Origin of the sequence: Actinotignum schaalii FB123-CNA-2 (assembly GCF_000411135.1) — a bacterium.
Lineage (GTDB): Bacteria > Actinomycetota > Actinomycetes > Actinomycetales > Actinomycetaceae > Actinotignum > Actinotignum schaalii_A.
The window spans coordinates 321,562-335,742 of sequence record NZ_KE150262.1 but is presented as its reverse complement, the minus strand read 5'-3'; the positions used below and the strand labels follow the sequence as shown (position 1 = coordinate 335,742).

11 protein-coding genes are annotated in these 14,181 nt (G+C 65.3%); 4 read left to right on the top strand and 7 right to left on the bottom strand.

Features of this window, described 5'->3' with window-relative positions; translation table 11 throughout:
* Nucleotides 1-12: 12 nt before the first annotated feature.
* Both purB and HMPREF9237_RS01390 read right to left on the bottom strand, forming a co-directional pair.
* Nucleotides 13-1,467 (bottom strand): adenylosuccinate lyase, encoded by a 1,455-nt coding sequence (gene purB, locus HMPREF9237_RS01395; protein WP_016441928.1) that lies wholly within the window; start codon nucleotides 1,465-1,467, stop codon nucleotides 13-15.
* A gap of 98 nt (nucleotides 1,468-1,565) precedes the next feature.
* Nucleotides 1,566-2,393, bottom strand: coding sequence for a fructosamine kinase family protein (locus HMPREF9237_RS01390; RefSeq protein ID WP_016441927.1), 828 nt, complete (start codon nucleotides 2,391-2,393; stop codon nucleotides 1,566-1,568).
* Between the two features lie 167 nt (nucleotides 2,394-2,560).
* Between HMPREF9237_RS01390 and HMPREF9237_RS01385 the strand changes: the two genes are divergently transcribed.
* Nucleotides 2,561-3,667, top strand: a complete 1,107-nt coding sequence (locus tag HMPREF9237_RS01385) for a histidinol-phosphate transaminase (RefSeq protein WP_231366644.1) — start codon at nucleotides 2,561-2,563, stop codon at nucleotides 3,665-3,667.
* Nucleotides 3,668-3,721: 54 nt separating this feature from the next.
* Here HMPREF9237_RS01385 and HMPREF9237_RS01380 read toward each other — a convergent pair whose 3' ends face one another.
* Nucleotides 3,722-4,519 carry a hypothetical protein gene (locus tag HMPREF9237_RS01380; RefSeq protein ID WP_016441925.1) on the bottom strand — a complete coding sequence of 266 codons (798 nt, stop codon included), beginning with the start codon at nucleotides 4,517-4,519 and terminating at the stop codon, nucleotides 3,722-3,724.
* 123 nt (nucleotides 4,520-4,642) lie between these two features.
* Nucleotides 4,643-5,158 carry a (deoxy)nucleoside triphosphate pyrophosphohydrolase gene (locus HMPREF9237_RS01375; RefSeq protein ID WP_016441924.1) on the bottom strand — a complete coding sequence of 172 codons (516 nt, stop codon included), beginning with the start codon at nucleotides 5,156-5,158 and terminating at the stop codon, nucleotides 4,643-4,645.
* A gap of 124 nt (nucleotides 5,159-5,282) precedes the next feature.
* Here HMPREF9237_RS01375 and pulA point away from each other — a divergent pair, with 124 nt between their 5' ends.
* Nucleotides 5,283-8,012 carry a pullulanase-type alpha-1,6-glucosidase gene (pulA, locus tag HMPREF9237_RS01370; protein ID WP_016441923.1) on the top strand — a complete coding sequence of 910 codons (2,730 nt, stop codon included), beginning with the start codon at nucleotides 5,283-5,285 and terminating at the stop codon, nucleotides 8,010-8,012.
* 67 nt (nucleotides 8,013-8,079) lie between these two features.
* Here the strand turns inward: pulA and HMPREF9237_RS01365 are convergent, their stop codons facing one another.
* Genes HMPREF9237_RS01365 through HMPREF9237_RS01355 form a run of 3 tightly spaced genes read right to left on the bottom strand, consistent with a single transcriptional unit; the run spans nucleotide 8,080 to nucleotide 10,742 of the window.
* Complete coding sequence (locus tag HMPREF9237_RS01365; RefSeq protein WP_016441922.1) at nucleotides 8,080-8,730, bottom strand: DNA-3-methyladenine glycosylase; 651 nt, start codon at nucleotides 8,728-8,730, stop codon at nucleotides 8,080-8,082.
* A 20-nt stretch (nucleotides 8,731-8,750) separates the two neighbouring features.
* On the bottom strand, nucleotides 8,751-9,722 hold the full coding sequence (locus HMPREF9237_RS01360) for an L-lactate dehydrogenase (protein ID WP_016441921.1): 972 nt from the start codon (nucleotides 9,720-9,722) through the stop codon (nucleotides 8,751-8,753).
* Nucleotides 9,723-9,740: 18 nt separating this feature from the next.
* On the bottom strand, nucleotides 9,741-10,742 hold the full coding sequence (locus HMPREF9237_RS01355; RefSeq protein WP_016441920.1) for an MDR family oxidoreductase: 1,002 nt from the start codon (nucleotides 10,740-10,742) through the stop codon (nucleotides 9,741-9,743).
* A 160-nt stretch (nucleotides 10,743-10,902) separates the two neighbouring features.
* On the opposite strand from HMPREF9237_RS01355, the gene HMPREF9237_RS01350 reads away from it, so the two are divergent.
* Nucleotides 10,903-12,117, top strand: a complete 1,215-nt coding sequence (locus HMPREF9237_RS01350; protein WP_016441919.1) for an amidohydrolase — start codon at nucleotides 10,903-10,905, stop codon at nucleotides 12,115-12,117.
* Nucleotides 12,118-12,153: 36 nt separating this feature from the next.
* Nucleotides 12,154-13,845, top strand: a complete 1,692-nt coding sequence (locus HMPREF9237_RS01345) for an MFS transporter (RefSeq protein ID WP_016441918.1) — start codon at nucleotides 12,154-12,156, stop codon at nucleotides 13,843-13,845.
* Nucleotides 13,846-14,181 lie beyond the last annotated feature (336 nt).

The window sequence follows — 14,181 nt, the reverse complement described above, 5'->3', positions numbered from 1 at the left end:
ACCTTAGCAGGCTTAGCTGGCTGCGGTCCCGGGCGTGTCCTCCAGGAAATCCACGAGGCGGGCAGCTAGGCCGGTGTACCCGGCCGGAGTGAGAGCAAGAAGACGTTCCTCGATATCCTTTGGCAAACCCAAGCCCGCTATAAATTCCCGCATATCTGCCGCGGTGACTTTCCTCCCGCGGGTCAGCGCCTTGAGCCGCTCGTAAGGATCTTCCAAATGCTCAGCACCGCCCAGGGCCGCGGCCCGCATGGCCTGCTGGATCGGTTCGCCCAGCACCTCCCAATTCGCGTCCAGATCCGCTGCGAGCTTGGCGGGATTGGGGTCCACCCCGGCCAGCCCGCGCCGCAAATTATCGAGGGCCAGGTAGGAATGCCCGAGCGCCACCCCGATATTGCGTTTCGTGGAGGAATCGGTGAGATCGCGCTGCATCCGGGAGGTCACCAGAGTCTGGCTGAGCACCCCGAAAAGCCCGGAGCTGATCTCAAGATTCGCTTCCGCATTTTCGAAGCGAATGGGATTGACCTTATGCGGCATTGTCGAGGAGCCGGTCGAGCCCTGCGCCGCCAGGTTCTGATGGAAATAATCCAGGGAAATATAGGTCCACATATCGGTGGCGAGATTATGGGCGATGCGATTGACGTGCGCGATATCGTCGAAAAGATCGGCGAGCGCATCATAGGATTCAATCTGGGTGGTGAGCGGATTCCAGGTCAGCCCTAAGGATTCCACAAAATCGCGGGCCAGTCCCGGCCAGTTTGCCTCTGGAATCGCGGTGGCGTGCGCGGAAAAAGTCCCGGTGGCCCCGGAGAATTTCCCATAATATTCGGCGGCTTCCACCCGGCGCAGGGAACGGTGCAGGCGGTGCGCGAAAACGGCGAGCTCTTTGCCAACGGTGGTGGGCGAGGCCGGCTGCCCGTGGGTGTGGGCCAGCATGGGTAGCTCCGCGTGGGTGCGGGCCAGCTCGCTCAGATCTGAAACCAGGCCCCAGGCGCGCGGCAACCAGCAGCGGCGCACCGCGTCACGCACGCCCAGCGCCCAGGCCAGGCTATTAATATCTTCCGAGGTGCAGAAAATATGGACCATCTCGCGCAGGTGACCCAGCCCGCCTACGTCCATACGCTTCTTGATGAAGTATTCGACAGCTTTGACATCGTGCCGTGTTTCCGCCTCGATGATAGCCAGCTCGCGTGCCGCGGCGTCGTCGAACTTTTCAGGAAGCGACCGCAAATATACGACGGCGCTGTCGGGCAGCGCCCCCACCCCGGGAATCACCGCGCGTTCGCACAGGAAAATCAACCATTCGACTTCCACGTGAATTCGGTAGCGGTTGAGCGCGGCCTCGCACAGGTAGGGCTGCAGCGGGGCGGTGGCGCTGGCGTAGCGGCCATCTAGGGGGGAAAGCTGCCCGGAAATATTCGGGACGGGGGTGGATGTGGAAGTTGATTCTGGCGCGCGCTGCTCACTCATAGCTCTATTCTGGCAGATCCGCGTGCCGCTAGCAGAACCGCACGCCATGTACCGCTGCGCCCAGCGCCGGCGAGATACGCACGTCCGGCTAGCCGAGCTTAGAGGTAGGGCCGGGCGGCGGCCAGGGTTTCCGCGCCGTAGGAGCCGCCGAACAGCGCGGCGTGGAGGATAAGAATATGGAGGCTGTGCAGGCCGATGCGGTGCTGCCACCCGGAGGCAAGCGGGGATACCTCGTTATAGCCGGCGTAGATGTCCTCCACGAAAGGAGCGCGGAAGACCGTGAGGGTGGCCAGGTCGGTTTCCGCGTGCCCGCCGTGGGAAACCGGGTCGATAAGCACCCCGCCGCGCTCCGTCCACATCACATTGCCGCTCCACAAATCACCGTGGAGCAGAGCGGCCGGGCTACGCACCAGGGCCGGTTGGGGACTATCGAAAGCGCCGGTCCGTAGGCGTTCACATAATTGCTCCAGTGCGCGGGAGCCGCTCGCCTCCAGCGCCCCGTTATCGCGGGCGGGGCGCAGATAGGGTTCGATGCGATCCGCGGCGTAGAACTCCCCGAAGCTGCGCGCAGGAGAATTCGCCGGTACCACCGGTAAATCCCAGGAGCCCAGCCGGATCGGTCGGGAGCGGTGAGCGGTGGAGGGATCCGCCGCGCCGCCGGGAGCCTGCCCGAAAATCCGGTGCCCGGTGGGATCCCAGGCGTGGGTGCGGGCCAGGCGCGCCCCGAATTCCCGGGCGGCCACCGCGGTGGGGCGCACGGAGCGCAAGCGCTCCTCGCGCAAGATACCGCGGTCGTGATCCGCGGCGGTGGATAGCAGCGCCACGACGGGCGCCCCACCACTCGGCGTGGCCTCGGCCAGCTCCGCCAGCGAAAGCGCCTCACCCCAGATCTCGGCCGGATCGCCGGTTTTCGCAAAGGTCTCCATACCCGCATCCTACGGCGCCCCGTGCGGAGTGGCGCACCGTTCCGGATAACGGTGCGCGGGGACGGAGCACGGTGCGGGCGGACACGGTGCGCAGCATGGAGGCACCGGTGCGCGGGCGGCGCGGAACGGCCCCGGGGTGGCTCGCGGTGATGGTGCACAATAGAAGAATGCAATGGTTCCGCCCCGAATTAGCCGATCTGCCCAGCTACGTTGCCGGGAAACGCCCCCGCAATGCCGATAGCGTCAAGCTCTCCAGCAACGAAGTACCTTTCCCGCCCACCCCGGCGGTGGCCGCCGCGCTCGCGGCCGCGGTTGATCAGGGTGGGGAGCTCAATCGCTATCCCGATATGTCCTGCGCGCAGCTCACCGCCGCGCTCGCGGCCTATGAGAACTGGGATCCGTCCGGCATCGTGGTGGGCAATGGTTCCACCGCCCTCATCGAAAAATTCCTGCAAGCCGTGGTCACCCCGGGCGGCGAAGTAGTCAGCCCGTGGCGCTCTTTCGAGGCCTACCCCATCGCCACCATTGCCGCGGGCGGGCGCTTCGTGGGCGTGCCGCTGCGCGCGGATGGCACCCATGACCTGGAAGCCATGGTCGCCGCCATCACGGAAAATACCCGCGCTATCCTCCTGTGTTCGCCCAATAATCCCACCGGAACCACCATTCCGCACGCCGAGCTCGCTAGCTTCCTGAGCCGGGTCCCCGCCCGCATTCCGATACTCCTTGACGAGGCCTATATCCACTTCGCTCCCGCGGTAGGTGAGAGCCAGGCGAGCCGCGCCGTCGTACAAAACGGTAAGGAACTGGCGCGCCAGTACCCGAATGTGGCGGTGGCCCGCACTTTTTCCAAGGCTTTTGCGCTGGCCGGGCTGCGGCTGGGCTACCTGCTCACCAGCCCCGCGCTGGCCGAACCGCTGCGCCGTATCGCCACGCCTTTCGGCGTGAATCGTCTCGCTCAGGTGGCCGGCCAGGCGGCTCTCAGCGAAGCGGATATCGTGCTGGAACGCGCCGCGCAGCTCGCCGGCGCCCGCGATGAACTGGCCGAGCAGCTCTCCCGGGCCGACTGGCACACGCCTACCTCCCACGCGAATTTCCTGTGGATGTCCGCGGCTGAACTGGCTCGCCACGGGGTGAGCGCCGCGCGTTTCGAGGATGCGTGTATGGATGCCGGGGTACTGGTGCGGGTGCTCGGCGAAGGGGTGCGCGTGAGCGTGGCCGAACCGGAAGGTAGCACCCGGGTGCTTGCCGCCGTGCGCGCGCTGGCCCGCAGCTAGGATCCCGACGCTGCCGCTTCAAGGCACCCGTTACGGTCAGCTGGCACGGGGCAGCTAGAACAATTCTTCGGCGGCCCGCCGCACCGTAAACCCGTGGCCGGTCAACTCCGACCAGCAGGAAATGCCGGCGTATTGGTCGGCGGTGCAGGCGAAGCCGTGCGCGGCTACCACGCTGCCGTAGGGCACCTCTTTGGCGGTGCTCACCTGGGTGGAACACCCGGCGGTGGTGGTGCCCGTCAGACCCACGGTGTAATTGGCAGGTTCGCCTTCGCAGCCGGGCGGGGAAACGTAGTCATAGGTGAAAATCGTGCAATTGACGGCTTTCTCGTCGAGGGAACAGCGCACGTTATTCATGGGGGTGGTGAAAGATTCCAGGCGGGTGGCTTCCGGCGGGGCGGGGCGCACCAGCTTCCACCACTGGCGCGAGGCCGCGAAAGATTGGAAATCCGCCGGGGCGGCAGTATCGCCAAGTGCCGCGCTCAAGCTCACGGTGTAATCCGCCCCGCAGCTGGAGGAGAGGGTGCGCAGAGCTTCGCTGAGGAGCGGTGCCTCCGCGGTGTACGTGCCGCCCGCGGCCGCCGCGCTCGCGTAATCGGCCAGAATAGCCGCAGCGGTATCGGGATTCGGGCAGGTTCCCGCGCTCAGTTCCTGGACCTGGTTGCGCAGCTGGGTGAGATTAGCGGAGGCGCTGCGCCCGGGTTCGGGGCCCGCGGTGGTGGGCGCGGGCACGGCGGCGTCGTCGCCAGAAAAATACGAGACTCCCACTAGGGCGAGCACGCCCGCGAGAACGGCAGCGGCGAAGAGCAAGAAATACAGCGGCCATCGCGCCGGGCCGTGCGCGCCGTGTTTCATGCGTGACTTCTCCTTGTGCTGGGGATCGTCCTCCTAGGTTACGGCACCGCGCGCCGTGCGTCATCTTAGGAACGACGGCGCAGCTCAAGCGCCTGCCCACCGCGGCCCGCACCGCGCCTTCGGTTAGCGCCCACCCAGGGCGGCGCGCAGCACGGGCAGAATCTGGACATCCCCGGGCAGCCATTCCACGCTCTCGAGTTCGGCGGCGGTGAGGACGCGAGCATCACGGTGCGCCGGACCCAGGGTGATCTCCCCGAAGGGACGCGCCAGCCACACCATCATCCGCAGCCCGGTATTGTGCTCCCCGGAACTGAGATCCCAGGAGCCGTCCGGGCTATCGGGATTGGCCAGCTGCCTACCGATATCAATACCGCAGCCCAGCTCCTCGGAAATTTCCCGGTGTAGCGCCTCGCGCGGGGTTTCCCCGGGTTCCACTTTCCCGCCGGGGAATTCCCACAGGCCGTCCGCCCATTCGGGGTAGGAGCGCTGGGTGGCCAGGACCCCGCTGGGGTTGGTGAGGTCAGCAACCAGGGCCGCGCCCACCACCAGGCGGGGAGCGGGTTCCGTGCTGGAGTCCGGTGCCGGGCCCGGCTCAGCTACCGGCGCTGGGTGAGATGCGGATTCGGATTCAGATGTCATATCGGATGCCTCCTCGCCGCCCATATTAATTCTTGAGGCGAGCGGTGCGGAGATGCGTTCACCTTGTGAGTGAGATCTGCCACCGGATAAACTGGCCGCGCATTGCCGCTCACAGGAGATCACCATGACCCACCACTGGAGTTCTGAGGCGCTAGTCGGCTCCGGGGAGTTCCTCGCTCCATCAGTTAACCGATCTTTGCTTGCCTGGCCCGCGGAGCAGATAGCGGAGGGTGACCGCTTTGAGCTGTGGGCCTGCCCGGATGGAGCCGGCACGCTCGGGGATCGGGAGCGTGGTGATAGGAGCTCAGAACAGCTCGGCATCAAGCGGCTTTGCACCCTCGCGGTGGATCCGGACGGTATCCCGGCCGCGGCTATTTCCACGCGCGCACACCTGTCCGGCTATGCCGCGCTGCGCCTGAGCGGCGTGCCCTCCCACCAGTTGCGTGAGGCGCTGCGCGGGCAGCTTCTGGTGGCGCGCCGTAACGGTGCCGGGGAACTCAGCGCTCTCACCGGGGTGCAGATTGCCGGGATGATTGATGATCTTTACGCGGGTGCCCGCCAGGCTGCCCTCGGGGTGACATGGGATGGGGATGTGCCCGCGGTAGCGCTGTGGGCGCCCACCGCCCGCCAGGTTCGTATCGAGGTGGCGGATGCACACGAAGACGTTGACTCCGCCACCCACTCCGCCGCGCGCACCGCTGCCCCCGGCACCGCGCGCACCACCACGCACGCCATGACCCGCGATGAGCTGGGTATCTGGCACGCCAGCGGTACTCCGGCCTGGAAGAACGCCAGCTATCTTTTTGAGGTCGAGGTGGTTGATCCCGTGATGGGCGCCGTCGTTACCTACCGGGTGACCGACCCCTACGCGGTGGCCCTCACGGTGGATTCCGAGCGCGCCGTTTTCGTGGACCTGGACGACCCGGCCTACCAGCCAGAACTCTGGCGCACCGCCCCGCGGCGCACCCTCACCAACCCGGCTGCCCACACTATCTATGAGCTGCACGTACGGGATTTTTCAATGTCGGATCCCACCGTTCCCAATCACCTGCGCGGGAAATACGGTGCCTTCACGCTGCCAGACTCGGCCGGGATGCGCCACCTGCGCGCCCTGGCCGAGGCCGGAATGACCACCGTTCACCTCCTCCCCACCTTCGATATCGCCACCATTCCCGAACGCCCCGAGAACCAGAAGACCCCGCGCATCCCGCAGGCCGGCCCGGATTCCCCGGCCCAGCAGCAGGCCGTGAGCGCGGTGGCGGATTCCGATGCCTATAACTGGGGCTACGATCCGTTCCACTACCTGGCACCGGAAGGTAGCTACGCGGTGGAGCTCAATGGCGGGGCACGCATCAAAGAGTTCCGTGCCATGGTGGGAGGGCTGCATGCGGCTGGCCTCGGCGTCGTACTAGATCAGGTCTACAACCACACGGCCGCAGCCGGCGGGGATGCCGTCTCCGTTCTCGATAAAGTGGTGCCCGGTTATTATTACCGTCTGGACGCGCGCGGCACTATCGCTACGTCCACCTGCTGCCCGAATGTGGCGACCGAAAATCTTATGGCGGAGAAACTCATGGTGGATGCGGTGGTGCTGTGGGCCAAGCACTATCGCGTGGACGGGTTCCGTTTCGATCTCATGGGCCACCATTCGCGGGCGAATATGGAGGCGGTGCGCGCCGCTCTCGATTCCCTGACGGTGGAGCGGGATGGCGTTGACGGTGCGCGCATCTACCTCTACGGGGAGGGCTGGAATTTTGGGGAGGTGGCCGATAACGCGCGTTTTCGCCAGGCCACCCAGCTGGAGATGAACGGTACCGGTATCGGGGCTTTTAATGATCGCCTGCGTGATGCCCTCAACGGTGGCGGGCCTTTCGATTCCGATAAACGCCACCATCAGGGCTACGGCACCGGCCTGTTCACCGACCCGAATGGCCACAGCCCGTGCTCCCCGCAGGAGAACCACGAACGCCTCGGGTACGCCACCGACCTGGTCAAACTCTCCCTGGCCGGGGCCCTGCGCGATTTTAGTTTCCTCACCCACACCGGGGAATGGAAAAGCGGAGCCGAGCTGGATTACGGCGGACGGCCCGCCGGTTTCGCCTCCCAACCCCAGGAAGCCGTCAATTACGTGGACGCGCATGATAACGAAACCCTGTGGGATAGTGGCGCTTACAAACTGCCGCTTTCCCTCAGTACCGATGACCGTATCCGGATGGCGCTGCTCTCCCTGGCCACGGTGGCGCTCGGGCAGGCCCCGGCTTTCTGGCACGCGGGCACCGAGTTGCTCCGCTCGAAGTCCCTGGACCGGGATTCCTATAATTCCGGGGACCATTTCAACCGCCTGGATTTCTCCGGGCAGAGTAATAATTTCGGGGTGGGCCTCCCGCCCGCCAGCCGCAACGAGGCATCCTGGCCGGTCATGAGGCCGCTGCTGGCGCGCACCGAGCTGTGCCCCAGCCCGGAACAGATCGCCCGCGCGGCCGCCATCGCCCGCGACCTGCTGCGCCTGCGCCACTCCAGCCCGCTTCTCACCCTGGGGAGCGCGGAGCTCATCCGCGCGAAAGTCACTTTCCCCAACGGTGGGCCGGGCGCCACCCCCGGCCTCATCATTATGCGCATCGACGATACCGCCGGCCCGGATATCGACCCGCAGCTCGACGGCATCATCATCGCCTTCAACGCCTCCCCGCGCCCCATCACGGAAAAAATCGAGGGCGTCACGGAAACCTACGCGCTGTCGCCCATTCAGCGTCATGGGTACGACGACGCAGTTCGCGCCGCCACGCTTATCGGCGGCACCGTTACTGTGCCAGCGCGCTCCGTCGCGGTCTTTCTGCTGGCCCAGCGATCCTAATGCGCAAGCCGGGCCTCCCTCCGGATCCGGCGCACCCGGGGGGGATCTCTTCAGGATGGGTGCTTTCTCAACGCCGCCCACTCACGGTGGGATCCCCGGGCAGCCAGAAGCGCAAAGGCGCATCTGTATTGCGGGAAATCCCAATGCGGGGACCCACCCGGTAGGGTAGCGGCGCCGGTGGCAACTCCAGCCACAGGCACCGCTCCGATAATCCGGCGGGATCGGGAGTGATGGCAGGATCGAGCACCCCGCCATCCGCATCCCGCACCGTAAGCGGCAGCCCGCTCATGGAAGTATCCAAACCGAGGACCTGGCCCACGTTGCCCGGCCCGCGCGCCAGGGCCTGGCGCGCGGGCGGAGCGGCGCCTGGCCGGGTTCGGCGCCGCAGGGCTTCCTCCAGCCCGGCCACAACCTCCCCGGCGCGCAAAAGCACCGCGCTGGCCTGGCCATCCGGCCCGCACACGATATTGCCGATGCGATGGATGCCGTAGCTGAGGTAGACATAAAGGTGGGCGGGTGGCCCGAACATAACGCGGGCGCGCGGGGTGGGCCCGGCGAAAGCATGCGAGGCAGGATCCTCCGCCCCGAGGTAGGCTTCCACCTCGGTCAGGCGCACCGCCACGGCGCCGTCGCCTATCACCGCGCCCAGCAGCAGCGGGGCCAGCTCATCGGCCGGCCGGCTCAGGTCCGCGATGCTCGCCGCACCCGTGCGCGCCACAGTCCCTCCTGCCGCTAGGCTCAGGCGTCGTCGCCCATACCCTCGAGGTTCGAGAGCGCTTCACGGATCTGCGCGGCGCTGGCCCGTAGGGATTCCAGTTCCGCATCTGATGGTTTCATATCGATCTGCCGGATCGCGCCGCGCGCCCCCACGATGGTGGGCACGGACATGCACACCCCGGAAATTCCGTTCCACCCGGTCATGAGGCGGGAAACAGAGAGTACCACGCGTTCGTCGCGCAGCACCGCCTGGATAATCCGGGAGGCCGCCAGTCCGATGGCGTAATTCGTGGAGCCTTTCCCTTCGATCACTTCGTAGGCGGCGTTGATGACGCGGTCGGCGATACCGTCGAGGAGTTCATCGGTGACCGGGCCGGAACGCAGTTCCCATTCGCGGATCGGCACCGTGGAAATCGAGGCCATCGACCACATGGGAGTCTCGGAATCCCCGTGTTCGCCGCACATATAAGCATGCACATTCGAGGTTGCCACGTGGAACTTCTGCGAAATAAGCTGGCGCAGCCGCGAAGAATCCAGCACAGTACCGGTCCCGAAAACGCGTGCGGGCGGCAGCCCGGAGATTTTAAGGACGGCTTGGGTGACCACGTCCACAGGATTGGCGACGATGACGAAAATCGCGTTGGGGGAGAGCTCGACCAGCGGGGGAACAATGGAGCGCATCATCGCCACACTCGCGCCCGCAAGGTCCAGGCGGGACTGGCCCGGCCGCTGGCGCGCCCCGGCGGTAATCACGATGACATCGGAATCCGCGGTGGCCTCCACGTTATCGGTGCCCTCAATTTTGGCGGTCGGCATGAACTGGCCGCCGTGCATAAGATCGAGGGCTTCGGCATGTACTTTTTGTGCGTTGATATCTTGGAGAACAACATGCCGGGCGACGCCTTTGATGAGCATTGCGTAGGCGAGGGAAGTCCCCACCGCCCCGGCGCCAATAATAGAAACCTTTGAGCCTTCAGTGCGCTGGTCAATCATATTTAGTTATTTTACCCGCTACAGGTTGATCCGCACCGCCGTGCGCCCGTAACGCTGGCCGGCGAGCAGCTCGCGCCCAGCTGCGGGAACATCAGCCAGCTCAATCACGTGGGTGAGAGAATCGAGCACGCTCGTGTCCACGTGCTCGGCCAGCAGTTTCCAGGCGCGCAGGCGCAGCGCCCGCGGGGCCCGCACTGAATCCACCCCGGCCAGGGTGATGCCCCGCAAAATAAAGGGTAGTACCGTGGTGGGTAGTGCGGTTCCGCCAGCCAGGCCGCAGGCAGCCACCGTCCCGCCCCAGCGGGTTTGCGCCAGTAGATTCGCGAGCACCTGCCCGCCCACGGCATCCACCCCGCCCGCGAAGCGGGCCTTCTGGAGAGGGCGCGCGGAAGGCTCCTCAAATTCCGAGCGCTCAAGCACCTCGCTTGCCCCGAGCCCGCGCAGGAAATCCCCGAAGCGCTCCGCCCGCCCGGTGAGCGCCACCGTTTCGTAGCCGAGCCGCGCGAGGAGATGGAGCGCGATACTGCCCACCCCGCCGCTCGCCCCGGTCACCACAACGGGGCCGTCGTGCGCCACCGCGTGATCACTAAGCGCTAGCACGCACAGCGCCACCGTATACCCGGCCGTTCCCAGGGCTGCCGCCTGCGCGGCGCTGAACACTTCCGGCACCGGCACGCAGGCATCTCCGGGCACCCGCAGCTGCGGGGTGTAGCCCCCGTGCCGGAATTCGCCCAGACCCGCCCCGTTCACAGTGACCAGCTGCCCCGGGCGCACCGGGCTATCCGGGCCGGCTTCCCGCACCGTCCCCACCGCGTCAATGCCGGGGATAAGCGGGCTGATGCGGGCCACACCCCGGTCGCCTTTCAGACAGAGTGCGTCTTTGTAATTGAGGGAAGACCAGGAAATATCGAGGAGCACATCGCCTTCCCCGAACGGGGCTGCATTCGCTCCACCGGCCTGAGTATCGAACGTGAGCGTGGGCGCGGTTGCGTCGTCGCACCGCACAAAAATAGTAGCCATGCATTAAGCGTACCGGCGCGGCACGCGAGGTGCTTTTACCGCTACTATCTGAAGTAGACCCGGCGCGTGAGCCGGGCACAAGGCGCAGATAGGGTCGGCCGCTACTTCCACGCATTCGCAACGATGGCGGTCCCGCCCTATCCTGGCGGAAAGGTGATTCATGATCAACATTAAAGAGGCGGTGGATTCTTTCACCCCCTGGCAAGAAGAGCTTTATATCCACCTGCATCAGCATCCCGAACTCTCTATGCAGGAAAAAGAAACCTGTGACACTATCGACGCGGAACTGACGCGCCTCGGGTACGCAACGCAGCGGATCGGCGGCGGCGTCGTCGGTGTGCTGGAAAACGGGGAGGGGCCCGCGGTGCTCTTCCGCGCCGATATTGACGGGCTCCCGGTCAAGGAAGCGACCGGGCTCGAGTACGCATCCACGCAGACGCGCACGGACACGGACGGCAATGAAGTCCCGGCCATGCACGCCTGCGGCCACGATTTCCACATTTCTTGCGCGCTGGGCGCGGCCCGTATTTTCGCGGAAAACCGCGAGGCCTGGGCCGGCACCTATATTGCGCTGTTCCAGCCCGGGGAAGAAACCGCGGCCGGGGCGCGCTCCATGGTGGCCGACGGCCTGGTCGATAAAATTCCGGCGCCGGCTGTGGCTCTGGGGCAGCACGTGCTGGCCGGGCCGATGCGCGCCGGGCAGGTAGGCACCCACGCCGGGGCGATTCTCTCCACCGGCGCTTCCGTCAAGGTGACGCTGCACGGGAAGGGCTCGCACGGCTCCATGCCGCATCTGAGTATTGACCCGGTGGTGCTGGCCGCCGCCGTGGTGACCCGGCTCCAGAGCGTGGTGGCGCGCGAGATTAATCCCTTCAAGATGGCGGTGCTCACCGTGGGCTCCATCCACGCCGGGAGCAAATCAAATATTATTCCGGACACGGCCACCCTGCTTATTAATATTCGCGCGTATGACATGGACGTGCGCGAACAGCTCCTTGATGGCATTAAGCGCACCGTCACGGCCGAATGTGAAGCGGCCCGCGCCCCGCAGGCACCGGAATTTGAGATCTACGATTCCTACCCGCTTACTAATAACGACGACGCAACTACCGCCAAGGTCACCCAGGCATTCCTGGCACACTTCGGGGAAGAGCGCGTGATGGACTGCGGCGAAGTATCGGCTTCCGAAGATTTCAGCGTGATCCCGGACGCCTTCGGGATTCCCTACACCTACTGGGGCTTCGGTGGATTCGCGGAAGGCGCGCCCACCTACCCCAACCACAACCCCGCCTTCGGGCCGGTTCTCCAACCCACCCTCGCCACCGGCACCGAAGCCGCGGCCGTTGCCGCGCTCGCCTGGCTGGCGCGGGACTAGCGGGACCACATTTCCACGATGACAAAGGATAAAACTATGGCTACCACCAATGGCGCAAAGGCGCCGGCCGGTAACCCGCCGCAAGAAACCGGCTACCGCGGCACCGAAAAACTGCTGTGGGGCATCGTCCTCGCGGTGGTGACCTTCTGGCTGTTCGCCGGAACTGCCGCCACCGTGGCACCCAATATTATGGAGGACCTCGGCAGCGTGGACGCGGCCGGGATGAACCTCGCGGTGTCCATTACCGGCCTGTTCTCCGGCCTCTTCATGGTGCTCATGGGCGGCCTGGCCGATAAGATCGGGCGCGTACGCATCACCCTCCTCGGGATTGTGCTCAACGCCGCCGGTTCGCTGCTGCTTATTTTCGCGGCCGGGGGCGTGGCGCTGCCGCTGCTGCTGACCGGGCGCGCGATCCAGGGCCTGGGTGCGGCCTGCATTATGCCGGCCTCGATGGCCCTCGTGAAGGCCTACTGGGATGGCCCGGCCCGCCAGCGCGCGGTGTCCATGTGGTCGATTGGTTCCTGGGGTGGCTCCGGCCTGGCCGCGATTTTCGGCGGCACCGTGGTGCAATTCGTGGGCTGGCGCGGAATCTTCATCGCCTCGATTATTATTTCCGTACTCGCCTTCCTCATGATCCTGGGCACCCCGGAAAACCGGGTGGAAAGCACCGGCCCGCGCAAGAGCTTCGACGCCATCGGCCTGGTGCTCTTCATCGCCGGCACCCTCGGGCTCATGATCGTGCTGCTCTACGGCTCGAAACTCGGCTGGGGCAGCGCGGCAACGCTTCTGCTCACCGCGCTCGCGGTGGTTTCTTACGCGCTCTTCTTCGGGTGGGAACGCAAGCAGGCGAACCCCTTCATTGATTTCGCGCTTTTCAAGAACACCACCTTCACGGGTGCCACGATCTCCAACTTCCTGGTAAACGGCACCATCGGCATGCTTATTATTAGCCAGCAGGTCATCCAGCTGGCCGGGCACAAGGCGGACGGTTCGCTCTACACCGCTTTCGATGCCGGCCTGCTTTCGCTGGGCTACGGCGTGTGCATTATCGCCTTCATCCGTATCGGCGAGAAACTCCTCCAGCGTTTCGGGCCGCGCAAGCCGATGATCTGGGGCTGCCTCATCACCATCGTGGCCTGCGGGCTGCTCATGACCACGCACCTGCTTATCGGCCAGTACGTGCTCATGGCGGTAATCGCCTACTGCCTCTTCGGCCTGGGCTTGGCTTTCTACGCCACCCCGTCCACGGACGCGGCGCTCTCGAACCTGCCGGCTTCCCAGGCCGGTTCCGGTTCGGGTATCTACAAGATGGCCTCCTCGCTGGGTGGGGCGATCGGTACCGCGATTTCGCTGGCGGTCTTCTACGGGCTGCAGGGCGCCCCGGTGCCGGAAGTGATCGCGATGTCCGGGCGTACGGATAACTCCTCGATTCGCCTGGCCGCGATGGTCGCCTTGGGTGTTTCTTTGGTGTTCTTGCTGCTCGCCATTGTTTCTATTACGACGACGGTACCCAAGGGCGGGGGCTCTGCCACCGCGGGTGCTTCGGCTCCCAGCGCGGCTCCGGCCCCGCAGCTCGCCCCGGACGACGAACGCCAGGAGATTATCGCGCGCCTGTCCGAGCTGCCGCTGCGTGACCTCCAGCGCCTGGAGCGCCAGCTGCTCGTGGACGAACTCTCCGGCTTGGACACCAAGGCTTTGCAGGCCCTGGTGGAGAAGCAGAAGGCGTAGTTCTTCGCGCGGCGCGCTCGCGGAGCGGGTGCGCGGGCGGCGGGTGTGACTGCCGCACGCGTAGGCATATTTACATAGGTGTGGGTGCGTATTGCAGATTTCTGCGGTACGCACCCACACCTCGTTAAAGCTGATGTGCTTTCGAAGCGGTCCAGATTCCTCACGTGGCAATCCCGATGATGGTATTTTCCCACTGACCTCAATAATCACATCACACCCTGCGGGGGAGGCATGTGTTTTCAGAGCTGTAGTGCATATGTCGTACATGCGAAGTACAGCTCAGAAAAATACCACCCGCCCGGTAATCTTCGATGGATGAGGTGTGAATTTTGGGAG

Excerpts from the sequence above, each read along its gene's own strand:
- purB (WP_016441928.1), bottom strand. The coding sequence starts at position 1,467 with ATGAGTGAGCAGCGCGCGCCAGAATCAACTTCCACATCCACCCCCGTC.
- HMPREF9237_RS01390 (WP_016441927.1), bottom strand. The coding sequence starts at position 2,393 with ATGGAGACCTTTGCGAAAACCGGCGATCCGGCCGAGATCTGGGGTGAG.
- HMPREF9237_RS01385 (WP_231366644.1), top strand. The coding sequence starts at position 2,561 with ATGCAATGGTTCCGCCCCGAATTAGCCGATCTGCCCAGCTACGTTGCC.
- HMPREF9237_RS01380 (WP_016441925.1), bottom strand. The coding sequence starts at position 4,519 with ATGAAACACGGCGCGCACGGCCCGGCGCGATGGCCGCTGTATTTCTTG.
- HMPREF9237_RS01375 (WP_016441924.1), bottom strand. The coding sequence starts at position 5,158 with ATGACATCTGAATCCGAATCCGCATCTCACCCAGCGCCGGTAGCTGAG.
- pulA (WP_016441923.1), top strand. The coding sequence starts at position 5,283 with ATGACCCACCACTGGAGTTCTGAGGCGCTAGTCGGCTCCGGGGAGTTC.
- HMPREF9237_RS01360 (WP_016441921.1), bottom strand. The coding sequence starts at position 9,722 with ATGATTGACCAGCGCACTGAAGGCTCAAAGGTTTCTATTATTGGCGCC.
- HMPREF9237_RS01355 (WP_016441920.1), bottom strand. The coding sequence starts at position 10,742 with ATGGCTACTATTTTTGTGCGGTGCGACGACGCAACCGCGCCCACGCTC.
- HMPREF9237_RS01350 (WP_016441919.1), top strand. The coding sequence starts at position 10,903 with ATGATCAACATTAAAGAGGCGGTGGATTCTTTCACCCCCTGGCAAGAA.
- HMPREF9237_RS01345 (WP_016441918.1), top strand. The coding sequence starts at position 12,154 with ATGGCTACCACCAATGGCGCAAAGGCGCCGGCCGGTAACCCGCCGCAA.